Genomic DNA, 25,014 nt, shown 5'->3' with positions numbered 1-25,014 from the left:
TAAAAGAAAAATGAAAACTTCTGATATAATTATTCAAGCATTAGAAAATGAAGGTGTAGAATATATTTTTGGATTGCCTGGAGAAGAAAATTTAGACGTTTTAGAATCCATTAGAAAATCCGATAAAATTGACATTATAATTACAAGACATGAACAAGGTGCTGGTTTTATGGCAGCAACTTATGGACGCCTCACAGGAAAACCTGGAGTCTGCATGTCTACATTAGGTCCTGGTGCTACAAATTTAATGACGCCAACTGCGTATGCTCAATTAGGCGCAATGCCAATGGTGATTTTAACAGGGCAAAAGCCAATTAAAGATAGTAAACAAGGAAAGTTTCAGATTTTAGATGTGGTAGAAATGATGACGCCACTCACGAAATTTACTAAACAAATTACGTATGGTAAAAATTCTGGAGCTATTATAAGGGAAGCTTTTAGACGTTCTCAAGAAGAAAGACCAGGAGCTGTTCACATAGAAATTCCTGAAGATGTAGCACAAGAGGAAGTTAAAAACCCTCATTTTTTTGAGGTAGAAAATTTGAGAATTCCTTCTGCAAATAAAAAATCTATAGCAAAAGCTACAGAAATGATTCTTAAAGCAAAAAGACCATTGTTACTCATTGGTGCTGGTGCAAATAGAAAAAGAGCTTGTAAAGCACTCAGTAATTTTGTAAATACGTTACAAATTCCATTTTTCAATACACAAATGGGAAAAGGTATTATTGACGAAAGAAATCCTCTATATATTGGTACAGCTGCACTTTCTTCCAATGATTTTATTCATGAAACGATTGATAATGCCGATTTAATTATTAATGTTGGTCACGATTCTATTGAAAAACCACCATTTATAATGAATGCTGATGATGAAAGAAAAGTGATTCATATCAACTTTTTTGCAGCAGAAATCAATGAGGTTTATTTCCCACAATTGAATGTGATTGGAGATATTGCAACCACTATCAAAGAATTAACAAGTCAATTAAAAGACAAATCTAAAAAATGGGATATTGATTTCTTTTTAAAAGTGAAAGAAAGTGTTTCTAAACATTTAGCAAAGTATGAAGAAGACAATCGTTTTCCTATTCTTCCACAACGTTTGGTAAAAATTACCAGAAATATCTTACCTGAAGAAGGAATTGTAACGTTAGACAACGGAATTTATAAAATTTGGTTTGCGAGAAATTACCCTGCTTATGCTCAAAACACCTTGATTTTAGACAATGCTTTGGCAACAATGGGTGCAGGTTTTCCTTCTGCGATGATGGCAAAAAAACTAAATCCACAGAAAAAGGTAATTTCTATAAACGGAGATGGTGGTTTTATGATGAACTCTCAAGAATTAGAAACTGCAATTCGTATGGAATTAGATTTGGTAATTATTATTTTAAATGATAATGCCTATGGAATGATTGAATGGAAACAAGAAGGAGAAGGCTTTCCAAAGTTCGGTTTAGATTATAAAAATCCTGATTTTGTAAAACTTGCAGAAAGTTTTGGTGCTTTTGGTTACAGACCAACATCTGTGAAAGGTTTTGAAGAAACATTAACCAAAACATTAGATTTAAAAGGAATTCATGTAATAGATTTAGCCGTAGATTATTCTTTAAATCACGAAATATTAAATGTACTTTTAAGTGAAAACTCAAAAAAATAAAAAATGAAAAAGGCAACAACTATAAACCCAGCAACAGAAGAAGAAATAAAAAGTTATGAAAGAATTTCTTCAAAAGAAGCAAAAGAAAAAGTAGCAAAAGCAAATGAAACTTATAAAACTTGGAAAAAAACAAGTTTTGAAGAACGTTCTAAATTAATGAACAAATTAGCAACAATTTTCGAAGAAAACGTAGAAGAATACGCACAATTAACAACCCAAGAAATGGGAAAAATAATCAAGCAATCTCGTTCAGAAATAGAAAAATGTGCAAAAATTTGTAGATATTATGCTGATAATATTGAAGAATTATTAGCAGACCAAACTGTAGAAACTGAAGCTCAAAAAAGTTATGTTACTTTTCAACCCTTAGGAGTTACTTTGGCTGTAATGCCTTGGAATTTTCCTTTTTACCAAGTCATACGTTTTGCAGCACCAGCAGTTATGACAGGTAATACAGGAGTTTTAAAGCACGCTTCAAATGTACAAGGTTGTGCTTTTGCATTAGAAGATGCTTTTAAAAAAGCAGGTTTTCCTCAAGGTGTTTTTACCAATTTAAATTTAGACTCTAAGGATATTAAAGAAATTATTGAAGATGAAAATATTGTCGCAGTTACTTTGACAGGAAGTGAACCTGCAGGACGTTCTGTGGCAAAAATTGCGGGAGAAAATTTGAAGAAAACCGTTTTAGAATTAGGAGGAAGTGATGCCTATATCATTTTGGAAGATGCAGATTTAGAAAAAGCAACTGATTTAGCCACTTACGGACGTTTACAAAATAACGGACAAACTTGTATTGCTGCAAAGCGTTTTATTGTTTTGGAAGATATTTATGATGATTTTTTAAAACTTTTCACCAAAAAAATGAAGGATGCTAAAATGGGTGAACCAACTAATGAAGACGTTTATTATGGACCTATGGCAAGAGTAGATTTACGAGACGAATTGCACGAACAAGTAGAAAAAACCATAAAACAAGGAGGTAAATTAGTTTTGGGAGGAAAAATTCCTAACAGAAAAGGTGCATATTATCCTGCAACAATTTTGGCAGATTTAAAAGCTGGTATGACCGGTTTTGATGAAGAATTATTTGGACCTGTTGCCTCTGTTATAAAAGCAAAAAACGAAGAAGAAGCAATCGAATTGGCAAACAACTCTTCTTTTGGTTTGGGTTCTGGAGTAATTACTGGTAATTCAAAAAGAGGTGAAAAAGTGGCTTTGCAATTAGAAGCAGGAAATAGTTTTGTAAATAAATTAGTAGCTTCTGACCCAAGATTACCATTTGGAGGAATTAAAAATTCTGGGTATGGTAGAGAGCTTTCTGGGTATGGTATTCGTGAATTTGTAAATACAAAATCAATTTGGATTGATTAAAAACTAATCAATAAATCACCAACATTTAAAAATAGACTTTTAAGAATGGTTTTATAGTACTAATTTTGTAGTATGAAAAAATCCATTTCAAAAAAAGTCTATTTCTTTTTTAATACTGATGATAAAAATGTTGATGAACATCTTCCAAGAAACTACTTTTTACTTTTAATAAGTAGCATTTTTACAAAATTAGGAGACACTTTAAGCAACCCTAAAACAGTGTTAACTTGGGTAATGAATTATATAAACGCTCCTGTTTATATGATTAGTTTTATTGTGCCTATTAGAGAATCTGGCTCTATGTTACCGCAAATATTTTTAGCGAGTTATATAAAAACAAAGGCCAAAAGAAAATGGATTTATGTTTTTGGCTCTATTTTTCAATTTGCTTCAATTTTAGCAATTGGTTTAACAGCTTATTTTTTTGAAGGTGTTCTTGCAGGAAGTTTAATTATTTTATTTCTGATAATCTTTAGTCTGTCAAGAAGTTTGTGCTCTGTAAGTTCTAAAGATGTTTTAGGAAAAACGATTCCTAAAGACAGACGTGGAAAATTAAAGGGGTATACAGTTTCTGTATCAGGAGTTTTAGTTTTATTGGCAGGTTTATTTATGATGTATAAATCTAAAAGTGGTGCTTCTCTCCTATTTTATAGTGGAATATTAGTCTTTGCAAGTGCTATGTGGTTGATTTCAGCATTTATTTATTCTAAAATAAAAGAAGATAAAAGTAAAATTCAGGAACATAAAAACACTTGGAAAGAAGTTATACAAAGAATAAAAATTGTAAAAAAAGACACCCATTTCAGAAATTTTATTATTGCACGTTCGCTCTTGTTATGTTCCGCTTTAACTGCACCTTTTTACGTTTTATTAGCTCAAGAAAACATTGGTAAAGAAAGTTACTTGTTAGGTTTATTTATTATTGCAAATGGAGTTGCTTCTATTTTAAGTGCTCCTGTTTGGGGTAAAATGGCAGATGTTTCGAGTAAAAATGTGATGTCTTTTGCAACTATAATTGCATCTGCTTTAGGAATTACAATGTTTATCATTATTGAAGTATTTACAGACTTTTCAAAAATATTTTGGTTATATCCAGTTGCTTTTTTCATTTTAGGAATAGCACATAGTGGTGTAAGATTAGGCAGAAAAACTTATGTTGTAAATATGGCTGAAGGTAATAAAAGAACAGATTACGTTGCTGTAAGCAATACAATTATTGGTTTAATTTTATTAGTTACTGGAGGAATTAGTGCTTTAGCTTCTTTATTTTCGGTAGAATTGGTATTACTTGTTTTATCTATATTTGGTATTTTAGGAGCATTTTTAAGTTATAAGCTACCCAATGTTGAAGCTGAATAATTTTATTTAATTATCACTTCATCATCTTTATTATTCAAATACATGTCTGCATAAACTTTCGTGAAATTTGCACCGAAAAAAAGTATCAAACTTGAATACGAAACCCATAGCATAATTAAAATTACAGAACCTGCTGCACCATAAGTGGAACCAGGTTCCATAGTATTAAAATACCATGCTAATAAATATTTACCAATCACAAATAAAATAGCAGTTAAGCCAGCACCTACCTTTACGGCTCGCCAACGTACGTTTTTACCTGGTAAATATTTAAACATTGCTGCAAATAAAATGTAAATGAATAAGATAGACATTAAAAAATCTATTACATACACATATTCAAACAAATTATCTGGTACAAAAACTTCAATTCTTTTACTAAATGCACTAATTAGAGCAGTTAAAACAAAACTTATCAATAATAAAAAACCAATAATTAAAATAAAACCAAAGCTTTTTAAACGATCGAAAATTATTTTTAAAAATCCGTTTGTATTTGGATTTTCTTTTACTTTCCATATTTTATCAAAAGCCGCTTGTAATTGGTAAAAAACTCCTGTTGATCCATAAATTAGTGTACCAATACCAATAATTGTTGTAAAAATTGAAACGGATTCATCACCCCTATCTAACATCATTACTCTTATAGATTCTGCTGTTTGAATACCAACTGCATTTGTAATTTCGTCTAATAATTCTCCTTGTACAATTTCTCTTCCCCAAATGTTTCCTACCAAATTTAAAATGATAACAATTAAAGCTGGTAAAGATAAAATTGCGTAATAAGCTACAATAGCACTTAATTCAAAAGGACCACTATCTAACCAATTAACTCCAGTTTTTTTTAGTAATTTGGGTAAGTCTTTTATGATTGTTTTTGCTTTCAATTTTTTGTTTTAGAATGATAAATTTAAGGATATTCTTAATTTATAAATTGTGTAATTGATATTTTTTTGAACTCATTACAAATTTAAATTTCTCACTATGTTTTAGAAGTTCCGTTTATATTTTTTATTTTTCTTTTTCTGGAGGTAATAAAATATACACCTGTTAACAAAATTGCTGAAGCAATCATAGATTGTGTAGATATTTTTTCATCTAAAAAATACCATCCCATAAACAATGCAATTACAGGATTTACGTAGGCAGAAGTAGCTACTTTTTCAGTTGAAACTACCTTTAACAAATAATTAAAAGCTGTAAAAGCTACAATTCCACCAAGAATAATCAATAAAGACATTGATATTTGAACGTTAGTACTCCAACTTAATGGAGATGTCCATTTTTCTTGAAAAGAAAAACTCAAAATAGCCAAAACAACACCTGCAATTACCATTTGTAAACCTGTACTTACTAAGAAGTTTTTAGGTAAATCTGCTTTTGACACAAAAACACCTCCATAACTCCAACCTAAAACACAGCCTAACATTACTAAAATACCCAAAATAGTTTCTCTAGAGGTTACCAATTCTTGCTGACTCACCAGTAAAACCATACCTACAATACCTAAAAAAACTCCTATTATAGATTTTTTTTGCATTGGTTTTCTGTCTAAAAAACGTAGTATTAATAAAACAAATAATGGTTGTGTAGAAGCAATTAATGCAGCAAAACCACTATCTACATATCGTAAAGCCCAAACAAAAACACTGTTTCCTAAAATTAAAAAAAATAAAGATGCTATTGCTGAATTTAATATTTGCTTTTTAGTAATTTTAAAACTAAAACCAAAAATTTTAGCAATCATCAACATTAAAACTCCAGCTGTGGAAAAACGAATACAAGCTAAGAAAAAAGGTGGTAATTCAGTTACTGCAACCTTATTAAATAAATAGGTAGAACCCCAAATAACATAAATGGATATAAATGCTATAATAATTAATATTTGAGATTTATTCGCTTTCATAAATAAGTTTATTTGAAGTTGCAAAATTACCATTAATAATTAAGTACTTTTCATTTTTAATTAAGAATAAAAAAAGGAATATTTATTACTATATTTGAAACAACACCAAGCAAATGGGAAAAATAAACTTTTAATAAATCTAGAACACATTTTTAAAAAATAGCTTACTTTGAATAAGAAATACCCATTTGATCCTTCGATAAAACATCATTTAATAATTGCTTTGAGTTTAGCATTATGGATTTTCGTTTTTCTATATTTTACAGAGCCTTTAGATGTTAATCAACTATACGAAAATGAAAAATTAATATTTCTTTTAGGTTATGGTTTTATTGGAGGGGTATCTTACGTTTTCTTTTTACCCTTTCAATATTTAATATTCTCCAAGAAGGATAAAAAATGGACACTTTTAAGCGAAATTATTTTTCTTTTTGTGTATTGTTTTTGTGCAATTACGATAGCGCGTTTGTATTATTTGTTTGTAATTATGGCAAATGATAGAAATCCGTATGATTTAGTGTATATGTTAAAGAGTATCTATTTTCCTGCTTTATTAACCATTTTACCTATTTTAATAATTGGTCGTTTTGCTTTTGGAAAATACAAAGAGAAAAAACTAGAACAAGAAAAAATAGAAATTAAAGGTGAAGGAAATTACGAAGGTTTGCGTTTGTTTTTAAATGATGTAATTTGCATACAATCTTCAGATAATTATATTGAAGTTTTCTACATCTCTGGAACCGAATTAAAGAAAACATTAATCAGAAATAAATTGTCTTCAATTGCGGATGAGTTTCCAGAATTTTTAAGAACTCATCGTTCTTATTTAATAAATCCTTTTCATTTTTTACAGTGGAAAACTGCCAATAGCAAACTGTTTGCGATTGTAACTCACCACATAGAAGTGCCAGTTTCCAGAACTTACCAAAATGATGTAAAAGCAGTTTTAAATTCTACCACAGAATAGCTGTATTTCACCCCAAACACCTTTATATATTGAGTTTTTATATTGATTCCTTTCTAGTTTTGTAACAGAAAGTTTAATCAATAAAATCATCATTATGAAAACTCAAATCACATTTATTACTATTTTATTTTTATCAATTTTTGTTTTATCAGCACAAAACAAACAACAAGAAGTATTAATTATTGGAAGCATGCACACTGTTCCTAAAATTGTAAAAAAGAGCTACAAACCCATGTTAAAGTTTGCAAAAAAATACAATCCTGAAGCAATATATGTAGAAAGTCCTATGGCAAATGATGCGAAATCTTGGGAGTATTTAAAAAATGGTTGGTCTAAAAATTATCAGAAATTTTATCAATTATCAGATTCTTTAAAAACTTCTTTTGATTTTGATGAAAGTAAATTCAACAATTTATCTAAAAAAGATTTTAATACATTAACCAAAGATGAAATAAAATTTTTAACAACTGCATCAGCTTACAAAAGAGATAATGGAAATTACGAACTGTATCAATATTTATTAAAATACGGACTTGATGGGGCAAAAAAACCAACAAGACATGAAGATGGAGATTTGACTTATAAATTAGCATTGTCTAAAAACTTACGTGTTACCAATATGGATGATCAGCAAACAAATAGAGAGTTTCACACAGCTTGGAATAAATGTATAAAAGAAGGAAGAGAAAACGGAAACAATACAGCAAACACCAAATTATATAAGAAAAACTATAACAGTTCTATTTTACCAGCTATTTTTAGACGTTTAGGGAAACATACAAATAAAAGAAAATCATTGAATCAACTGCATGAAATGGCTTCATTCAGATACGTTTTAAACGATACAGAAGGCTGTAAAGAAGGAAGAAAATATTGGGATGAAAGAAATATGAGAATGGCAAATAATATAGCAAACCAAGTTTTGTCTTCAAATAAAATAAGAAACATAGTTATTGTTGGGGCTTCTCATGTTATTGGTCTTGAAAAAGAATTAAAACAAAACTATCCGAACTTAAAAGTAATTTTAATGAATGAGTATTAAACTTTCTATGTTACTTTTAATTAGAAAACCCTCACAAAGTTTGTGAGGGTTTATCAGTACTTAATTTAAAAAGTAATTAATTACTATTTTTCTTTTTGTTCAACAATTGTTTTGTTATCTAAATCAAACTCTTTGTTTTCTTTCAAGTTTCTATTAACGCTTGTTGGATTATCTTGAGTTTTAGTCCTTTCAAATTTTTTATTTTCTTTTATAATTCCCATAATATTTATTTTTTTGTTTGACACTAAATTACTAAAAATGAACGTATTGTTCCGTTAAAGGCTTGTTAAGATGTTTTTTTTAATGTTAAACAAATAATTATTTGGTCACTTTAGATTTTATGAAACACTAATTTCACTTTTGTCTTTTTATTAATTCAGCTTCAATATCTTTTAGGGTAAATCCTTTGGCTTGCAATAGCATTAAATAGTGAAATAATAAATCTGCAGATTCATATAAGAACAAATCATCATTAGAATCCATCGCTTCAATAACAGTTTCTACTGCTTCCTCTCCTACTTTTTGGGCAATTTTATTGATTCCTTTATCAAATAAGCTTGCTACGTAAGATTTTTTAGTTTCTTTATTAGCAACTCTTTCTTTAATAACATCTTCTAAGGTAGAAAAGAAACCAAAATTTGATGTATTCTCTTCATTCCAACACGTATCAGAACCTTTATGACAAGTTGGTCCTTTTGGATGTACTTGTATCAATAAAGTATCCTTATCACAATCTAATTTGATATCAACCAAGTTCAATACGTTTCCACTTTCTTCACCTTTTGTCCATAAACGATTTTTAGTTCTACTAAAAAAAGTTACCAATTTAGAATCGATTGTTTTTTGATAAGCTTCTTCATTCATATAACCCAACATCAATACATTTTTTGTAGTTGCATCTTGTATGATTGCTGGTACTAAACCATCGTTATTTTTATTGAAATCTATATTCATTATTATAGTTTTTGGCTGATGGTTTTTGGTTGATGGTTCCATCTAAAAACCATTAACTATTAACCACCAAAAATTTTATATTCTTACAGGAATATTATTTTCCTTTAATTTTTGTTTTAATTCTAAAATCGGAATTTCTCCAAAATGAAAAACACTGGCAGCTAAAGCAGCATCAGATTTTCCTAGTGTAAATGTATCTATAAAATGTTGTACATTACCTGCACCACCACTTGCTATGATTGGAATATTTACCAATTCTGATAATTTAGCTAAAGCTTCATTCGCAAAACCTGCTTTGGTTCCATCATGATTCATTGACGTAAACAAAATTTCTCCTGCTCCTCTTTTTTCCACTTCTTTTGCCCAATCAAATAATTTGATTTCTGTAGGAATAGTTCCTCCTGCTAAATGTACAAACCATTCTCCATCAATTTGTTTTGCATCAATAGCAACCACAACACATTGGCTCCCAAATTTTTCCGCTAATTCGTTTATTAAATCTGGTCTTTTTACGGCTGATGAGTTGATAGAAACCTTGTCTGCTCCACATTTTAGCAAAGCATCTACGTGTTCTACAGAGGAAATTCCACCACCAACTGTAAAAGGAATGTTTACTTGTTCTGCCACTTTTAGCACCATATCTAAAGTTGTTCCTCTATTTTCTAAAGTGGCTGCAATGTCTAAAAACACCAATTCATCTGCACCTAAATCTGCATATTGTTTTGCTAAAACTACAGGATCTCCTGCATCTATTAAATTGACGAAATTCACGCCTTTAACAGTTCTTCCGTTTTTAATATCTAAACAAGGTACTATTCTTTTTGTTAACATATGTTGGTTGTTGGTTGTTGGTTGTTGGTTGTTGGTTGTTGGTTGTTGGTTGTTGGTCAAGAATAATAAAAAACTATTAACCAAAAACTAAAAACCATCAACTAATTATAAAATTTTCTAACTGTTTTAAGCTGATTTTATTTTCATAAATGGCTTTACCAATAATTACACCTTCGCAACCTAGTTCTGCTAATTTTGGGAGTTCATCAAAAGTTGATATTCCTCCAGAAGCAATTAGTTTTAATGGATTTGTCTCCTTGAGCGCAGTCGAAAGGTCATTATTAGTTCTCGACTGCGCTCGAACAGACAAAATTTCCTTATAAACATCGAAACTTGGTCCTTGTAACATACCATCTTTAGAAATATCTGTACAAATTACGTATTGAATTCCTTTTTGTTGATAATCAGAAATAAACGGAATTAATTCTAAAGAACTTTCTTCTTGCCAGCCATTGGTTGCTATTTTTCCTCCAAAATTATCTGGATAAAAGTCAGCTCCTAAAATGATTTTCTCTGCACCAAATTTAGTAATCCAACTTTCAAATACAGGTTTATTTTTTACAGCAATACTTCCTCCAGTAATTTGATTTGCGCCAGAATTAAAAGCAATTTCTAAATCTTTATCTGATTTTAAACCACCACCAAAATCAATTTTTAAATTGGTTTTAGTTGCAATTTGCTCTAACACTTTGTAATTGATAATTTGACTTGCTTTAGCACCATCTAAATCTACAACATGTAAATATTCGATTCCTGCAGCTTCAAATTCCTTAGCAACTTCTAAAGGGTTTTCATTGTATATTTTCTTGGTATTGTAATCGCCTTTGGTTAAACGAACACATTTTCCGTCTATAATGTCTATTGCTGGTATAATTCTCAAAATAGTTGTTAGTTTTTAGTTATTGGTTTTTAGTTCTAAAAAATTTTTTAAGATTTGCTCACCAGCTAATGATGATTTCTCTGGATGAAACTGAACTCCATAAAAATTATCCTTTAGTAAAGCAGATGCATATTCAATTTCGTAACCTGTTTTTGCAATAGATTCATCACAATTTTCAGCATAAAAACTATGTACTAAATACATAAATTCTTTATTCTTAATTCCTTTGAATAAATCAGATTTTAAATCAGTAATTACATTCCAACCCATTTGAGGAACTTTAACTGAGTTTGAAAACTTTTTTACATCCACATTAAAAATACCTAATCCTTTTGTGTTACCCTCTTCTGAATGGTTACACATTAATTGCATTCCTAAACAAATTCCTAAAACTGGCTGTTTTAAAGTTGGAATTACTTTATCTAAACCACTTTCTTGTAACATTTTCATTGCAGAACTTGCTTCTCCTACACCTGGAAAAATTACTTTATCTGCAGCTTTAATTTCATCAACATTATTTGATAAAACAGCATCAATACCTAACCTTTTAAAAGCAAATTGAATGCTTTTAATGTTTCCTGCTCCGTAATCGATAATTACTAATTTCATTAGTTTGGTTGTTGGTTGTTGGTTGTTTGGTTCTTGGTTTTATTATCAACCAAAAATCATAAACTAACAACTAGTTATAACATTCCTTTTGTTGATGGTAAAAACATTTTATTAGCATCTCTTTTTACTGCCATTTTCATTGCTTTTGCAAATGCTTTAAAAATGCCTTCGATTTTATGGTGTTCATTGGTACCTTCTGCCTTAATGTTTAAGTTGCATTTTGCACCATCTGTAAACGATTTAAATAAGTGATAAAACATTTCTGTTGGCATATCACCGATTTTTTCTCTTTTAAACTCTGCATTCCATTCTAACCAATTTCTACCTCCAAAATCAACAGCAACTTGAGCTAAACAATCGTCCATTGGTAAACAAAACCCATATCTTTCAATCCCTAATTTATTACCTAAAGCTTTGTTGAATAATTCACCAAAAGCAATCATGGTATCTTCTATAGTATGGTGTTCATCAACTTCTAAATCGCCATCTACTTTTATGGTCAAATCCATATTTCCATGTCTACCAATTTGATCTAACATGTGATCGAAGAATTTTAAACCAGTATCAATCTCATTTTTACCAGAACCATCTAAATTTAGTTTGATGTAAATTTTAGTTTCATTGGTGTTTCTGGTAATTTCAGCTACTCTATCTTTTAGTTTTAAAAATTCGTAAATGTTCTGCCAATCTGTAGATGTTAATGCAATACAATCTAAAATTTCTTGTTTGTCAGCTTCAATTTCATCTGAACCTAATTCTGGATTTTCAGATAAATAAATTCCTTTAGCACCAAGGTTTTTAGCCAATTCCATGTCCGTAATTCTATCACCCAAAACAAACGAATTTTCTAAATCATACTCCTCAGAAAAGTATTTGGTTAATAAACCTGTTCTTGGTTTACGTGTTTCAGCATTTTCATGAGGAAAGGTTTTATCTATACAAACTTCAGAAAAAACTACACCTTCTTTTTCAAAAGCAGCAATAATTTTATTTTGAGCAGGCCAAAAAGTATCTTCTGGAAAAGAATCTGTACCCAAACCATCTTGATTGGTTACCATTACCAATTCGTAGTCCAATTCTTTGGCAATTTTTGCCATGTATTGAAATACTTTTGGATAATATTCTAACTTTTCTAAACTGTCTAATTGATAATCAACAGGTGGTTCTAACACCAAAGTGCCATCTCTGTCTATAAATAATACTTTTTTGCTCATTTTTATATGTTACTGAATCGCTTTTAAAGCACGAATCAATTTTAAATTTTCTTCTAAAATACCAACACTAATTCTTAAACAGTTTTCACATAAAGGTTGTGTTGTTCTGTTTCTAATTACTACTCCATATTCTAACAACTGATTGTAACGTTTGTTAGCATCATCAACTTTAATTAACAGGAAATTACCATCAGAAGGATATACTTTTTCTATATAATTTACACAACACTCTAATTCATTTTTTAAACGCTTTCTTTCGCTAATAAGTTGTGAAATTTCATTTTTAACATCTTCATAATTTTTTAAACGCTCTAAAGCTTTTTGCTGTGTTAATTCGTTTACGTTATATGGAGGTTTTATGTTGTTTAAAATTTTAATAATATTTTCTGATGCATAACAAACACCCAATCTAATTCCTGCTAAACCATAAGCTTTAGATAATGTTTGTGTTATGATTAAATTTGGATAATTTTTAATTTTTTTCAACCAACTTTCTTGCTCTGAAAAATCGATATATGCTTCATCTAAAACCACTAAGCCACTAAATTTATTTAATAACTCATCAATAATCGCTTCAGAAAAACTATTGCCTGTAGGATTGTTAGGTGAGCATAAAAATATAATTTTTGTATGACTATCAACTGTATTTAATATTTTTTCAACTTTAGGTTGAAAATTTTCATTTAATAAAATTTTTCGGTTTTCGATATTATTAATATTTGCCAAAACCGAATACATACCATAAGTTGGTGGTAATGTAATTACATTATCTTCTTTTGGTTCACAAAAAGCTCTAAAAATTAAATCTAAAACTTCATCACTTCCATTGCCTAAAAGAATGTGTTTCTCATTGATTTTTTTACATTTTGATAAGATTTTTTTGACACTCAATTGCTGAGGATCTGGATACCTATTTACACCGTTTTCGAAAGGGTTTTCATTGGCATCTAAAAAAATCATTTGGTCTGATGAAATATCTTTGTATTCATCTCTTGCTGAAGAGTAAGGTGTAATATTCTTAATATTTTGTCTTACTAAATTATTTATATTGAAGGTTGATTTCATACTTAAAAGACTTGTTTTTTCTTTTTGTGTTACATTAATTTTTCAAATCTTTTAAACGAATTGTTACAGCATTTTTGTGTGCTTGTAAACCTTCTGCATCAGCCATTAACTCTATTGAATTACCGATATTTAAAATTCCTTCTTCAGTTATTTTTTGAAAAGTAATACTTTTTGTAAAACTATCTAAATTTACACCAGAATATGCTTTGGAAAATCCGTTTGTAGGTAATGTATGATTCGTTCCTGAAGCATAATCTCCTGCACTTTCTGGAGTGTAATTCCCGATAAATACAGAGCCTGCATTTTCAATATTATCTACATAAAAATCATTATTTTTTGTACAAACAATAAAATGCTCTGGACCATATTGATTTATCAAGTCTAATGCAATTGTATCATTTTCTACAAAAATTGATTTTGAATTATCTATCGCCTTTTGAGCAGTTTCTCTTCTTGGTAAATCTTTAATTTGTTTTTGTACTTCTGTTGTAACTTGATTGATAAAATCTTTTGAAGTTGAAACTAAAATCACTTGACTATCTGCACCATGTTCTGCCTGACTTAATAAATCTGAAGCTACGTAACTTGCATTTGCGGTATCATCTGCAACTACTAACAATTCGCTTGGTCCTGCAGGCATATCAATAGCAACTCCGTATTTTGTTGAAAGTTGTTTTGCAACTGTTACAAATTGATTTCCTGGACCAAATATTTTATAAACTTGTGGAATGGTTTCTGTTCCGAAAGTTAATCCTGCAATGGCTTGAATTCCGCCAACTTTGACGATTTTTGTAACGCCACATAAATTTGCAGCATACAAAATTGCAGGGTGAATTTTTCCTTCTTTATTTGGTGGAGAACACAATACAATTTCTTTGCAACCTGCTATTTGAGCAGGAATTGCCAACATTAAAACTGTTGAGAATAAAGGTGCAGTTCCTCCAGGAATGTATAAGCCAACTTTTTGAATGGGTCTTTTTTCTTGCCAACAAGAAACTCCTTTTGAGGTTTCTACGCTTACTTTAGTAGTTTTTTGTGCATTATGAAAAACGGTTATATTTTTTTGAGCGACAATTATTGCCTCTTTTAACTCATTGGAAACTGATGCAATTGCTTGGTTAATTTCTTCTTTTGATACAATGTTTGTTGTTAAAGAAACAACATCAAACTTTTGAGTGTATTTTGCAATGGCTTTATCACCCTCTTTTTGTACTTCTAAAAAAACTTGATTTACAGTACCCTCAATATCATTTACTGTTTTTGTAGGTCTTTGTAAAATTTGATTCCAATCTTTTTTTAATGGATTGTTAATTATTTTCATTTTCTATTTTCTTATAAACTTGCAATTGCGTTAGGGATTGAAATGACATCCTTTTTGCTTTTTCGGCAAAAAGATATAATGTAAAGCCCGTTAAAACGCCCAAAAACCATTTATTTTATTGAATTAAAGTACCATTTTTTCAATAGGACACACTAAAATACCTTCTGCTCCATTTGCTTTTAAGTCTTCAATAATATCCCAAAATTTATTTTTACTGATTACTGTATGTACTGAGCTCCAACCTTTTTCTGCCAAAGGTAATACAGTTGGACTTCTCATTCCTGGTAATAGTTTTAAGATACCTTCGAGTTTTTCATTTGGTGCATTTAATAAAACATATTTAGAATCTCTTCCTTTTAAAACAGATTGAATTCTGAACTGAATTTTTTGTAAAATAGCTTGTCTTTCTTTAGAAATTTTTGGTGAAACTGCTAAAACTGCTTCCGATTTTAACAAAACCTCAATTTCTTTTAATCCGTTTTTAAATAAGGTGCTTCCACTGGAAACAATATCACAAATTCCGTCTGCCAAACCAATGTTTGGTGCAATTTCTACAGATCCATTAATTATGTGTAATTGTGCGTCTAAATTGTATTCTTTCAAATATTTTTTTACTGTTTCTGGGTAAGAAGTCGCAATTCTTTTACCATCTAAATCTTTTAAAGAATTTGCTTTAGATTCTTTTGGAACTGCAATTGAAACTTTACATTTAGAGAAGCCTAAACGTTCTACAAAGTTTAAATCGTTTCCTTTTTCTATCAAAACATTTTCGCCAATAATGGCTGCATCTACTACTCCATCTCTTAAATATTGAGGAATATCACCATTTCTCAAGTAAAAAACTTCTACAGGAAAATTTCTTGCAGCAGCTTTGAGTTGATCTTTACCATTATCAATAGAAATTCCTATATCTTTTAAGATATTCATAGAATCTTCATTTAATCTTCCTGATTTTTGTACTGCTATTCTTAAGTTACTCATTTTTTTATTTTTTATGCTTGAGCAAATATGGTTTAAATAAAAACCCGTTTGATTTGCTCAAACGGGTTTATAAATATGTTGATTTTATTCAATACATTTTTAAATCGCTTGATTGCAATTGTAAAAATGATGATGATGTGATTGAATAAAGTTCATGTCTTTTTTTTTGTTATTGCAAATATCTAAAATTTATTCTGTAAAAACCAATACTTATCTTTAAAATAATTGTGAAAATTAAAATTTATCAATTTTTATTGATTTGTTAAATTTTTATTGATTTTGTAGATACTTTGATTTATTGATTTTCTTATAAAAAAAACTTACTTGGCTAAGTATTAAAAAGTGTGGAAACTACTGAAATCGACAATAGAAAAAGAATTAAAAGAAAAATAGTGAATGTACAAATACCTTAGTGAACCACTTTAATGGATTATAAAATACCTAACATAGATTCTTTAATAATAGCAATGTTACGCTCTTTATTAGTATTTGTGCTTTTTTCTTGATCTTGAATCATGGTTCTCATCAAATTAATTACCACTTTATCAAAATTAAAACTTTTATATTGGTTTCCTTTTACAACCATATCTTCTACCAAATTTTGAATAGCCTTGGTATCATTACTTTTTGATATTTTATCAAAAGCTTTTTTATACAATGCTTTTGTATCATCATCTCCCACTAAAAACATTCCAGAAACAACACTTTTGGCAATAAATGGTAATTCTGAATCATCATTAGACGCTATGAATATTTGTGTTAAAGGTGTTGCTAAAATTTTACGAACTTCGTCTGGTAATTCTTTCGATTTTTTTATTGCTAAATTTTTATCTACATAATACAATGCAACCAAAGCTTTACCTAAAACTGCATATGATTTACTTTCTAAAGCTTGCACAAATATGGATTTTAATTCAGGGTCTATTAACTTACCTAGCGTTTCTATAGCTGCAGCTTGAACTAACGTTTTTTTATCGGAATTTGCAATTTGTTTAATTTTTTCGATGGCAGTTTTCTTCGCAAATTTATTTATCAAGTCTACCTTTTCTAATGCTAAAACTCTAATTTTATAAGCACTATCATCCATAGCATTTACAACTGCATTAAATGCATCTTTTTCTTCTTGTTTTTTTGCAACTTCTAACAATGCTTCTCTTCTATGGGCAAATAATTGTGCATTTTTTAATTGAAAAATATAATCGCTTAAAACTTTGTTTTCTTCTATTTCACATAATACAACACCATCTGCATTTACTTGAATTAAAGTTGGTTGCTTGTTGAATGGAAATGTAAATGAAGCATCATTACCATCTACAAAAACGTTGTGTCTGGTTCTTTTAGATCCTTCAAAAATGTCTATGGCAAAAGGAAATTGAAATGTTTCTGATTGTAATTGTAATATGTTTACGGTTACTGTTTTTCTTAACATATTGTAATCGTAAGAAATACTGATTTTTGGATGTCCTGTTCCAAAAAAATATTGATTAAAAAACCAGTTTAAATCTTTTCCTGTGATTTCTTCAAAAACCAATCTTAATTGATGTGCTTCTGCACTTTGGTATTTATATTTGGTTAAATATGTTTTTAAACCTGTAAAAAAAGCTTCGTCACCTAAATAATTTCTAAGCATGTGTAAAATGGCACCACCTTTATTGTAGCTTACCAAATCAAACATTTCTTCTTTATCTGTATAATTAAAACGAATTAAACTTTTGTCTTCACTTCCACTTTCTAAATACAGTTTTTTATTTTCGAACATGTACATTTCTACATCGTCTTTTCCGTATTTGTGTTCTCTCCAAAGATATTCGCTATAGTTTGCAAAAGATTCGTTTAAAGCTAAGTTGCTCCAACTTTCTGAGGTTACTAAATTACCAAACCAATGATGAAATAATTCGTGCGCAATTGTGTTTTCATGTATATTTTCGTCTATTAATTGCCCTGGTTTTTGATAAGCTTGTTCGCCATGAACTACTGCTGTTGTATTTTCCATGGCTCCAGAAACATAATCTCTTACTACTATTTGGCTGTATTTGCTCCAAGGAAAATCTACACCTAATTTATCTGAAAAAAACTGTATCATTTCTGGTGTATTACCAAAAATATCTTTTGCGTATTTTTCGTATTCTTTTTCTACGTAATAATTTACTGGAATATTTTTATAGGTGTCTTCTACGATTTCAAATTCGCCAACACTTAAAAAGAATAAGTAAGGTGCGTGTTTTTTATCTAATTTCCAGTAATCTGTTCTGTTATTTCCTTTTTCTGTTTGACTTATTAATAGGCCATTAGAAAGGGTTTTGTATTTGTTTGGGACAGTAATATAAATTTCTTGCGAAGTTTTTTGATTTGGAGCATCAATTGTTGGAAACCAACAGCTACTTCCTTCTGTTTCACCTTGAGTCCAAACTTGGGTAGGTTTGTTTTTATCTATTCCTTTTGGGTTTATAAAATACAAACCTTTGTCTGCAGATATTGTGTTTGTTATTTTGTCTTTTACTTTTTCAGGACGTGCTGTATAGTTGATGTAAATTGTAAATTCTTCGTTTTTAGAGTAGCTTTTAGGTAAATTTATGTCTAATTGAAAATCGTCATTGGTGAATTCTAATTTTTGATTGTTTAATGTTACCTGATGAATTAGCATTGCTTTGGCATCTAAAATCAATTTGTTTGTGCTGTAAAAATGAGGTTTTAGTGTTACCCAAGCTTCTCCATTTAATTCTTTGTTTTCAAAATTTAAATTTACTTTTAATTTGGTATGAATTAAATCGAAAATTTTTTCTCTTTCTGGTTTATAAGTAGAATTATTTTGAGCAAATCCAATAGTATTTATTGCTAAAATAAAAATTAGGATTAGGTTTTTAATCTTCATAAGTGACATTTTCTTCTAGCTTCAAAAATAGTAATTATGAAGATAGAACTTGTTAATGAGCAGTTAAATTCAAAAAGTATACCAAGTTTCATAAAAAAAACCTATAATTTCAAATGAAACTATAGGCTTTTTGGTTGATTGAATTTTGAATTTATTGATTAAACATGTTTGTAAATTGTTTTATTGCTGCTTCATCACCATCAAACTTAACACTGTTTAACATTTCTATTACTTTTGCAGGATTCATATTATCACCCAACAGTCTTGCAACTCCTACTCCACTTTTTTTTCCGTAACCAAAAACAATTACTTCGTCTAAAGAATCTGTATCTCCTGTATAATATACATTCATATTCATTCCTTTCATTTTCATAGACATCAGTGTTTTATAGTCTTCGCTAGAAAATATATTTTTTAAAGTTGCTTTTTCCTTTTCGTAAGCGGCATCATTATCTGCTGTTTTTAAAAGATATGCTACGTTAATTTTTTTAATGCTTTTAAGTGTTTCTTTTACGTCATCAGAAACATCTGTTTTGGTTGTTAATAAAGAGCTTATTGGTAAGTCTCCATTTACAAAACCTTCTTTTTGAGGTACATCTACCAAATATTGTTGTAATGATTTTTCGTTTTTACAAGAACTTGCAAAAAGAACCAATACAAATAGTGTACAAATTGTGGTTAATTTTTTCATTGTATAAATTTTATAAAACTTATAGTGTTTGTATCTCAAGCACTATAAGTTTTTGTTTATGCTTGTAAAATAAATAATTATTTATTTTTTTCTTTAGTAAACGTATCTGCTAAGTCAGACATTTTATTAATATCTATATTTCCTGTTAAAGAAACAATCATAGCTTCAGACATTCCGTTTGTTTTTTTGTCCATTCCTTTAATAAACATTAAAACTTCACTCACGTAATCTTTATTTTTGGTTGTTTTTACGTAAATTTTAATTCGAGAATTGTCTTCTTTAATACGCATTAACTCGGTTAATTTGTGCGTTTTAATTGCAGCATCAGCCATTGTTTCCATTTTAGATGCTAAAGTATTATTACTTGTAGAAAACATTTTGAATTCTTCTAATTCATTAATCATTTCAAATACTTTCATAACCTCATTACTTTTAGTGTCTTTTGGTTTGAATTTATTTAAAAGTTGAAAGGCATCTTTGGTAAGCACTACCATATCTACACCTTCTATATCTTCTAACGAATCGAAAAATGTTTTTTGTGCGTTTGTTACTAACGGAGCAACAATAAACGCTATTAATATTATTATTTTTTTCATAATTACTGTTTTTACTTGGTTTTACTAATTTTTACTTGGTTTTATTTTAATATTTTTTTTGCGGTATTTTCATATATGTACAAATTGGCAACTGCTTCTTCTCCTTTTTTTAAGTTTGTAGATAATAACTCTAAACCTTTGCTTACTTGTGCATATATTTTTTTAGCTTGGTATCTATCGTATTCTTGTTTTCCAATAAATACGCTAAAAAGTAGTACTACTGATGCTGCTACAGATAACCATTTAAAGTTTTTCTTTTTAGATTTCTTAGGTTCTAACTTAATGGCTTTTGTAAAAGTTTCTTCTTTTGCATTTGTAAAATAATTAAACATGTAACTATATTCTTGCAAATGTGGCGCAACTTCACCTTCTTTAAAATAGTTTTTTAAGGTAGTTTCCTCTTGCAAAGTAGTTTCTGCATTTAAATATTTATCTACTAATTTTTCTATGTTAGCTAACTCCATAGTTGTGTTTTTTAATTAATTCTTCTCTAATTGTTTTTCTTGCTCTTGATAAAGCAACTCTTACTGCTGTTGGTTTCATATCTACCATTTTGCAGATTTCATCAAAATCATACTCTTCAATATCTCTTAATTGAATAATAATTTTTTGTTGCTCTGGAAGGTTTTCCATCAATTTATGTACTTGGTTTACACTATCTTGATATTCTACCTTTTTATCTAAAGACGTTTCTTTTTCTTTATAATTACTGTGTACTAATGTTAAATTACTAGCCTGTTTACTTTTTAAACGATCATAACAATAATTTTTTGTCATTGTCATTGCAAATGCTTCAACATTATTATAATCAGCTATTTTTTCTTTGCTTTTCCATAATTTAAAGAACAGTTCTTGAGTAGCATCTTCAGCTTCTTCTGTAGAAACTAACAATCTTTTTGCTAATCTAAAAACCTTATCTTTAAAAGGTAAAACAACTTTTAAAAAGTCTGACTGGTTCATTGTTGGTTTGGTTATTTATTTTGTAAACTTAAATTAATCTATTTATTTGTTATCGGGTTTACATCTTTACGACGAACAAGTATATATATTGTTACAACGCTTTTAAAAAATAATACTAAAATTATTTAAATTGCGTTATATTACTCACTAAAATTATTATTTATAATGAAAAATATCTTTAAAATAACAACCTTAGTTTTAAGTTTCTTTATTTTTTATAATTGTTCTAAAAAAGTTGATAATATTCCTATGGATATAGAAATTAACGATTTTGTTTGGAAAGGTTTAAATGCTTCTTATTACTGGCAAAGTGATGTACCTGATTTATCAGACACTCGTTTTTCAAATCAAAATGAATTGAATGATTTTACTGCTGGATTTGATACTCCTGAAGATATTTTTCAATCGTTACGTTTTCAACCTGGTGTTGTTGATCGTTTTTCTGTTATTGTAGACGATTATATTGCTTTAGAAAATTCTTTTCAAGGAATTAGATTAAGTAATGGTATGGAATTTAAACTTTACAGAAATAAAGGAAATACCTCTAATGTTTATGGAGTTGTATATTACGTAATACCAGGTTCTGATGCTGAAAATAAAGGTGTTTTAAGAGGTATGGTTTTTAGTGCTATTGACGGAACACAAATTACTGATACCAACTTTAGTAGCTTATTATTTGGCTCAAATGTTAGCTATACTGTAAACTTTGCTGATTTTAACGCAGGAAATCCTGTTGTAAACGGAACTACAATAAATTTAGTAAAAGAGCAATTACAAGAAAACCCAGTTGCAATTACTAAAGTTTTTAATGAAGGTACAAATAAAATTGGTTACCTTTTATACAATCAGTTTGCAAGCTCTTTTGACGGACAATTAAATGCAGCTTTTGCCACTTTAAAGTCAGAAAATATTACTGATTTAATAATAGATTTAAGATACAATGGAGGTGGTAGTGTAAGAACAGCAACGTATTTAGGTAGTATGATTAACGGCTCTAATAACGGAAAACTTTTTTCTCAGGAAATTTGGAATGAAAAAGTAATGGCAAATACGAATCCTGATGTTTTTTTAAACAACTTTACCAATCAAATTGTAAATAGAGACAGTAATGGAAATACGATTTTAGACGAACCCATAAACAGTTTAAATTTACAAAGAGTTTATTTTATAGTTACTGATGATACTGCATCTGCATCTGAACTTGTTATTAATGGAATGGATGCTTATATTGATGTGAATTTAGTAGGTACAAAAACTGTAGGTAAACAAGTAGGGTCTATAACTTTATATGACTCTGATGGTTACAGAAGAAATGGTTTAAATTTAAATCCAAATCATACCTATGCAATGCAACCAATTGTTTTAGAAATTAAAAATGCAAATGGACAAAATAATGCAAATGGTTATACACCTGATGTTATTTTAGCTGAAGATTTTGGTAGAGATGACAATACGATTAATCTAGGTGTTTTAGGCGAAAAATCTGACCCATTACTAGACAGAACAATAACTTTTATAACAACAGGAGCTAAACTTACTGGAAAACCTTCATTTTTTAATCAAGAAAAACCATTATTAGACTCTAAATTTATACAGCCTTTTAGTCAAGAAATGTTTGTGGAAAATTTTAGGAAATAATATTTATGATTTATAACTAAAAAATCCAGCTTTCGCTGGATTTTTTAGTTATAACAAACTTGTTTGTCCGTTTTTGTCAGTTGTTTTTTTATTCGGGATTTTTAAATCTAAATGAAATTCAGTATTTAATTTTTCGATAAAATGTGCTGCTAATAAAGGCGAAGCCTCTTCTATATTTTGATGTATGAAAAAGTGGATGTTTTGTAAACCAGCATCAATCCATTCTTTTAATTTATCAACCCAATCATTTAAACGATTATAGTCTGTTTTATGATTCGCACCTACATAACGAATAAATGCTTCGTTGTTTGTTAAACGCATATGTATCATATCTCTCCTGCCAGCAGTATCTACCAAAACGTTTGCAATATTATTCTCTTCTAAAAGTTGATAAAAATCATTTGCTATTTCTTTATCTGCAAACCAATCTTTATGTCTTACTTCTACAGCTAAAGGAAGATTTTTAGGCCAGCTTTCTACAAAATTTTGAAGTAAAGTAAAGTTTTTAGGACCAAAATTGGCGTGTAATTGTAAAAATATTGTTCCTAGTTTTTCTTGTAAATTGCTAAAATTATCGATGTAAGAATTGGTAACTTGAGCTACTCCATTTAAACGTTTCCAGTGACTAATTTCTTGCCCCAATTTTGGGAAAAACTTAAAATCATTTGGTGTTTTAGAGTACCATTTTTCGAACTGTTGCGCTGGAAAGTTTCTATAAAAAGTTGCATTTAGTTCTATTGAATTGAATTGAGAGGAGTAATATTCGAGTTCATCTTTTGTTCCTCTTGGGTAAAAACCTTTTAAATCTGCTCTGTTCCATTTCGCACAACCTACGTAAACGGAAGGTTTGTTTTGTTTTTCAGAATTTTGTAAAACACGAAAAGTATCTGAATGTGTTTCAGGCAATATAAAATCTATATTTTCTGGATTATCTACTTTTCCAAATTTCATTTATAAAATAATTTATGCTTTTTTTATTTCGTTTCGTTGGCAAACTGGTTTAGCCCTGATTGAAGCATTTGTTTGAGCTCTTTTTTCTTTTTTGAAAAAAAGCGAGTGCTGAAAGCAGGAAATAGCTTCAAAAAAAAATTATATGTTTAAATTTTCTGCATCTTCTAATCCTTCTTCAATTTCTTTGTCTGTTAAAATGTCTGGTCTAAATTCGCTCATTTTTTCTTCTTCTTTTGATTTTGCGTAATCAAAACCAGATTTCCACCATTTTCTCATTAAAACTTTGTCGAAAACTAATGAGTTTGTGGTTAAAACTGTTGGTGTATAATATAAATTTAATTTTACGTTTTTATTAGATGCTGCTAATTTACCAATGGTAATATTGTGCCTTTCTACATGGGTTAACATAAAATCGAATACATCAAAAAGTAATGAAAATGGGTTTTTAGATGGTAATCTATTAAGTTGAGTAACCTCTGTTTCTAAAATAATTGCATCAATTTCTGTTGCACCTCTTAAAATTGCTTCTCTTATTGGTATTAGTGAGCCAAAACCACCATCTGCATATTGGCAATAATCTTTTTCTAATAAACTCATAAATGGAACATAGTTGCAGGAGCCCCAAATCCAATCGCAAAAATCTTCGTAAGTACAATCGTTTATAGATTTGTATTCTATTTGATTGGCTGTTAAGTTAGATACTGTTACAACAACTTCTTTATTGGCAGCTCTAATTTTTACATACATTTCTTTGGTTACGTTTTTTTTAATTAACGTTCGTAAATGTTTGCTTTCACCAAAGGTTTTTCGTCCATTTAAAAAATTCCAAAAAGTATTTAAATGATTTATACTAATAACTTTTTCTCCTGAAACTTTTTTTATGGTAAATGGATTGTTGCTAAAAATAGTTTCTTGAGTTACATTGGTGTATAATTCTTTTAGTTCGTCTAACATACCCATTGCCAAATGCGAAACCATTAAACTGCCTGTAGAAGTTCCTAAAAACAAATCATATTCTTTTCCTTTGTTTTTCATTAAATATTGTGCAACTCCACCTGCAAATGCTCCTTTGCTTCCTCCTCCAGAAATTACCATTGCTTTTTTCATTATGTATTATGATTTGTTTACTTTAGTGGTATAAAAATA

The 25,014-nt window shown here is 29.2% G+C and carries 24 protein-coding genes; 6 read left to right on the top strand and 18 right to left on the bottom strand.

Features of this window, described 5'->3' with window-relative positions; translation table 11 throughout:
• Positions 1-10 precede the first annotated feature (10 nt).
• From FDT66_RS04330 to FDT66_RS04320, 3 genes are all read left to right on the top strand, one after another.
• Positions 11-1,660 carry an acetolactate synthase large subunit gene (locus FDT66_RS04330; protein WP_138534932.1) on the top strand — a complete coding sequence of 550 codons (1,650 nt, stop codon included), beginning with the start codon at positions 11-13 and terminating at the stop codon, positions 1,658-1,660.
• Positions 1,661-1,663: 3 nt separating this feature from the next.
• Entirely contained in the window at positions 1,664-3,031 is a 1,368-nt protein-coding gene (locus FDT66_RS04325) for an NAD-dependent succinate-semialdehyde dehydrogenase (RefSeq protein WP_138534931.1), read from the top strand.
• 72 nt (positions 3,032-3,103) lie between these two features.
• On the top strand, positions 3,104-4,390 hold the full coding sequence (locus FDT66_RS04320; protein WP_138534930.1) for an MFS transporter: 1,287 nt from the start codon (positions 3,104-3,106) through the stop codon (positions 4,388-4,390).
• 2 nt (positions 4,391-4,392) lie between these two features.
• Here the strand turns inward: FDT66_RS04320 and FDT66_RS04315 are convergent, their stop codons facing one another.
• Together FDT66_RS04315 and FDT66_RS04310 are read right to left on the bottom strand one after the other, a co-directional pair.
• The gene (locus tag FDT66_RS04315; protein WP_138534929.1) at positions 4,393-5,277 is read right to left on the bottom strand and encodes a YihY/virulence factor BrkB family protein; all 885 of its coding nucleotides are present in this window, start codon (positions 5,275-5,277) and stop codon (positions 4,393-4,395) included.
• Between the two features lie 95 nt (positions 5,278-5,372).
• Positions 5,373-6,296, bottom strand: a complete 924-nt coding sequence (locus FDT66_RS04310; RefSeq protein ID WP_138534928.1) for an EamA family transporter — start codon at positions 6,294-6,296, stop codon at positions 5,373-5,375.
• A gap of 169 nt (positions 6,297-6,465) precedes the next feature.
• Between FDT66_RS04310 and FDT66_RS04305 the strand changes: the two genes are divergently transcribed.
• Both FDT66_RS04305 and FDT66_RS04300 read left to right on the top strand, forming a co-directional pair.
• Positions 6,466-7,263, top strand: coding sequence for a LytTR family DNA-binding domain-containing protein (locus tag FDT66_RS04305; protein ID WP_138534927.1), 798 nt, complete (start codon positions 6,466-6,468; stop codon positions 7,261-7,263).
• Positions 7,264-7,357: 94 nt separating this feature from the next.
• Complete coding sequence (locus tag FDT66_RS04300) at positions 7,358-8,305, top strand: hypothetical protein (protein WP_138534926.1); 948 nt, start codon at positions 7,358-7,360, stop codon at positions 8,303-8,305.
• Positions 8,306-8,388: 83 nt separating this feature from the next.
• On the opposite strand, the gene FDT66_RS13995 is transcribed toward FDT66_RS04300, so the two are convergent.
• From FDT66_RS13995 to FDT66_RS04235, 14 genes are all read right to left on the bottom strand, one after another.
• Positions 8,389-8,526, bottom strand: a complete 138-nt coding sequence (locus FDT66_RS13995) for a hypothetical protein (RefSeq protein ID WP_171032312.1) — start codon at positions 8,524-8,526, stop codon at positions 8,389-8,391.
• Positions 8,527-8,659: 133 nt separating this feature from the next.
• Complete coding sequence (gene hisIE, locus FDT66_RS04295) at positions 8,660-9,301, bottom strand: bifunctional phosphoribosyl-AMP cyclohydrolase/phosphoribosyl-ATP diphosphatase HisIE (RefSeq protein WP_138534925.1); 642 nt, start codon at positions 9,299-9,301, stop codon at positions 8,660-8,662.
• A gap of 33 nt (positions 9,302-9,334) precedes the next feature.
• On the bottom strand, positions 9,335-10,090 hold the full coding sequence (gene hisF, locus FDT66_RS04290; RefSeq protein WP_138534924.1) for an imidazole glycerol phosphate synthase subunit HisF: 756 nt from the start codon (positions 10,088-10,090) through the stop codon (positions 9,335-9,337).
• A 97-nt stretch (positions 10,091-10,187) separates the two neighbouring features.
• Positions 10,188-10,970, bottom strand: coding sequence for a 1-(5-phosphoribosyl)-5-[(5-phosphoribosylamino)methylideneamino]imidazole-4-carboxamide isomerase (gene hisA / locus FDT66_RS04285; RefSeq protein WP_138534923.1), 783 nt, complete (start codon positions 10,968-10,970; stop codon positions 10,188-10,190).
• Positions 10,971-10,985: 15 nt separating this feature from the next.
• Positions 10,986-11,579, bottom strand: a complete 594-nt coding sequence (hisH, locus tag FDT66_RS04280; protein ID WP_138534922.1) for an imidazole glycerol phosphate synthase subunit HisH — start codon at positions 11,577-11,579, stop codon at positions 10,986-10,988.
• A gap of 74 nt (positions 11,580-11,653) precedes the next feature.
• On the bottom strand, positions 11,654-12,793 hold the full coding sequence (hisB, locus tag FDT66_RS04275) for a bifunctional histidinol-phosphatase/imidazoleglycerol-phosphate dehydratase HisB (protein WP_138534921.1): 1,140 nt from the start codon (positions 12,791-12,793) through the stop codon (positions 11,654-11,656).
• Positions 12,794-12,802: 9 nt separating this feature from the next.
• Complete coding sequence (gene hisC, locus FDT66_RS04270; protein WP_138534920.1) at positions 12,803-13,858, bottom strand: histidinol-phosphate transaminase; 1,056 nt, start codon at positions 13,856-13,858, stop codon at positions 12,803-12,805.
• Positions 13,859-13,892: 34 nt separating this feature from the next.
• Positions 13,893-15,179, bottom strand: a complete 1,287-nt coding sequence (hisD, locus tag FDT66_RS04265) for a histidinol dehydrogenase (protein ID WP_138534919.1) — start codon at positions 15,177-15,179, stop codon at positions 13,893-13,895.
• Between the two features lie 123 nt (positions 15,180-15,302).
• The gene (gene hisG / locus FDT66_RS04260) at positions 15,303-16,160 is read right to left on the bottom strand and encodes an ATP phosphoribosyltransferase (protein WP_138534918.1); all 858 of its coding nucleotides are present in this window, start codon (positions 16,158-16,160) and stop codon (positions 15,303-15,305) included.
• Positions 16,161-16,590: 430 nt separating this feature from the next.
• Complete coding sequence (locus FDT66_RS04255) at positions 16,591-19,032, bottom strand: M1 family metallopeptidase (RefSeq protein WP_138534917.1); 2,442 nt, start codon at positions 19,030-19,032, stop codon at positions 16,591-16,593.
• Positions 19,033-19,183: 151 nt separating this feature from the next.
• Positions 19,184-19,723, bottom strand: coding sequence for a DUF4252 domain-containing protein (locus tag FDT66_RS04250; protein ID WP_138534916.1), 540 nt, complete (start codon positions 19,721-19,723; stop codon positions 19,184-19,186).
• A gap of 77 nt (positions 19,724-19,800) precedes the next feature.
• Complete coding sequence (locus FDT66_RS04245) at positions 19,801-20,319, bottom strand: DUF4252 domain-containing protein (protein ID WP_138534915.1); 519 nt, start codon at positions 20,317-20,319, stop codon at positions 19,801-19,803.
• Between the two features lie 41 nt (positions 20,320-20,360).
• Complete coding sequence (locus FDT66_RS04240) at positions 20,361-20,783, bottom strand: hypothetical protein (RefSeq protein WP_138534914.1); 423 nt, start codon at positions 20,781-20,783, stop codon at positions 20,361-20,363.
• Positions 20,770-21,279, bottom strand: a complete 510-nt coding sequence (locus tag FDT66_RS04235; protein ID WP_138534913.1) for an RNA polymerase sigma factor — start codon at positions 21,277-21,279, stop codon at positions 20,770-20,772. The genes FDT66_RS04240 and FDT66_RS04235 overlap by 14 nt, the downstream gene beginning before the upstream one ends.
• 165 nt (positions 21,280-21,444) lie before the next feature.
• On the opposite strand from FDT66_RS04235, the gene FDT66_RS04230 reads away from it, so the two are divergent.
• Positions 21,445-22,917: a S41 family peptidase gene (locus FDT66_RS04230; protein WP_138534912.1), complete on the top strand. Its 1,473-nt coding sequence runs from the start codon at positions 21,445-21,447 to the stop codon at positions 22,915-22,917.
• A gap of 48 nt (positions 22,918-22,965) precedes the next feature.
• Here the strand turns inward: FDT66_RS04230 and FDT66_RS04225 are convergent, their stop codons facing one another.
• Positions 22,966-23,868: a DUF72 domain-containing protein gene (locus tag FDT66_RS04225; protein WP_138534911.1), complete on the bottom strand. Its 903-nt coding sequence runs from the start codon at positions 23,866-23,868 to the stop codon at positions 22,966-22,968.
• Positions 23,869-24,006: 138 nt separating this feature from the next.
• Positions 24,007-24,975, bottom strand: coding sequence for a patatin-like phospholipase family protein (locus FDT66_RS04220; protein ID WP_138534910.1), 969 nt, complete (start codon positions 24,973-24,975; stop codon positions 24,007-24,009).
• Between the last annotated feature and the right edge of the window lie 39 nt (positions 24,976-25,014).

This window comes from Polaribacter aestuariivivens (assembly GCF_005885675.1).
Taxonomy (GTDB): Bacteria; Bacteroidota; Bacteroidia; order Flavobacteriales; family Flavobacteriaceae; genus Polaribacter; species Polaribacter aestuariivivens.
Note: the sequence above shows the minus strand (reverse complement) of the source record. Positions and strands in the feature narration are given on the sequence as shown.

What these genes read in the sequence shown, in the direction of transcription:
- FDT66_RS04320 (WP_138534930.1), top strand. Translation starts at nt 3,104, where the DNA reads ATGAAAAAATCCATTTCAAAAAAAGTCTATTTCTTTTTTAATACTGAT.
- hisB (WP_138534921.1), bottom strand. Translation starts at nt 12,793, where the DNA reads ATGAGCAAAAAAGTATTATTTATAGACAGAGATGGCACTTTGGTGTTA.
- FDT66_RS04230 (WP_138534912.1), top strand. Translation starts at nt 21,445, where the DNA reads ATGAAAAATATCTTTAAAATAACAACCTTAGTTTTAAGTTTCTTTATT.
- FDT66_RS04325 (WP_138534931.1), top strand. Translation starts at nt 1,664, where the DNA reads ATGAAAAAGGCAACAACTATAAACCCAGCAACAGAAGAAGAAATAAAA.
- hisC (WP_138534920.1), bottom strand. Translation starts at nt 13,858, where the DNA reads ATGAAATCAACCTTCAATATAAATAATTTAGTAAGACAAAATATTAAG.
- FDT66_RS04220 (WP_138534910.1), bottom strand. Translation starts at nt 24,975, where the DNA reads ATGAAAAAAGCAATGGTAATTTCTGGAGGAGGAAGCAAAGGAGCATTT.
- FDT66_RS13995 (WP_171032312.1), bottom strand. Translation starts at nt 8,526, where the DNA reads ATGGGAATTATAAAAGAAAATAAAAAATTTGAAAGGACTAAAACTCAA.
- hisH (WP_138534922.1), bottom strand. Translation starts at nt 11,579, where the DNA reads ATGAAATTAGTAATTATCGATTACGGAGCAGGAAACATTAAAAGCATT.
- hisG (WP_138534918.1), bottom strand. Translation starts at nt 16,160, where the DNA reads ATGAGTAACTTAAGAATAGCAGTACAAAAATCAGGAAGATTAAATGAA.
- FDT66_RS04225 (WP_138534911.1), bottom strand. Translation starts at nt 23,868, where the DNA reads ATGAAATTTGGAAAAGTAGATAATCCAGAAAATATAGATTTTATATTG.
- hisF (WP_138534924.1), bottom strand. Translation starts at nt 10,090, where the DNA reads ATGTTAACAAAAAGAATAGTACCTTGTTTAGATATTAAAAACGGAAGA.
- FDT66_RS04235 (WP_138534913.1), bottom strand. Translation starts at nt 21,279, where the DNA reads ATGAACCAGTCAGACTTTTTAAAAGTTGTTTTACCTTTTAAAGATAAG.
- FDT66_RS04300 (WP_138534926.1), top strand. Translation starts at nt 7,358, where the DNA reads ATGAAAACTCAAATCACATTTATTACTATTTTATTTTTATCAATTTTT.
- FDT66_RS04255 (WP_138534917.1), bottom strand. Translation starts at nt 19,032, where the DNA reads ATGAAGATTAAAAACCTAATCCTAATTTTTATTTTAGCAATAAATACT.
- hisIE (WP_138534925.1), bottom strand. Translation starts at nt 9,301, where the DNA reads ATGGAACCATCAACCAAAAACCATCAGCCAAAAACTATAATAATGAAT.
- FDT66_RS04330 (WP_138534932.1), top strand. Translation starts at nt 11, where the DNA reads ATGAAAACTTCTGATATAATTATTCAAGCATTAGAAAATGAAGGTGTA.
- hisD (WP_138534919.1), bottom strand. Translation starts at nt 15,179, where the DNA reads ATGAAAATAATTAACAATCCATTAAAAAAAGATTGGAATCAAATTTTA.
- FDT66_RS04245 (WP_138534915.1), bottom strand. Translation starts at nt 20,319, where the DNA reads ATGAAAAAAATAATAATATTAATAGCGTTTATTGTTGCTCCGTTAGTA.
- FDT66_RS04310 (WP_138534928.1), bottom strand. Translation starts at nt 6,296, where the DNA reads ATGAAAGCGAATAAATCTCAAATATTAATTATTATAGCATTTATATCC.
- FDT66_RS04240 (WP_138534914.1), bottom strand. Translation starts at nt 20,783, where the DNA reads ATGGAGTTAGCTAACATAGAAAAATTAGTAGATAAATATTTAAATGCA.
- FDT66_RS04250 (WP_138534916.1), bottom strand. Translation starts at nt 19,723, where the DNA reads ATGAAAAAATTAACCACAATTTGTACACTATTTGTATTGGTTCTTTTT.